1 protein-coding gene is annotated in these 278 nt (G+C 72.7%); it reads left to right on the forward strand.

The genetic code is table 11. From position 1 onward, the window contains the following. Positions 1-278: beta-ketoacyl synthase N-terminal-like domain-containing protein (locus tag UK12_RS35545; RefSeq protein ID WP_045307362.1), on the forward strand; the 278-nt coding region annotated here is incomplete at both ends.

Raw genomic sequence — 278 nt, forward strand, 5'->3', positions numbered from 1 at the left:
CGTCGGTATGAGCTGCCGCTACCCCGGCGGCGTGGAGTCGCCCGAGGACCTGTGGCGACTGGTGTCCGAGGCCGGAGACGCGATCTCCGGCTTCCCGACGGGCCGCGGCTGGGACCTCGACGGCCTCTACCACCCGGACCCGGACCACCAGGGCACGACCTACGCCCGCGAGGGCGGTGTCCTGCACGACGCCGGGCTGTTCGACCCGGACTTCTTCGGCATCTCGCCGCGCGAGGCGCTGGCCATGGACCCGCAGCAGCGTCTGCTGCTGGAGACGT

Origin of the sequence: Saccharothrix sp. ST-888 (assembly GCF_000955975.1) — a bacterium.
Classification (GTDB): domain Bacteria; phylum Actinomycetota; class Actinomycetes; order Streptomycetales; family Streptomycetaceae; genus Kitasatospora.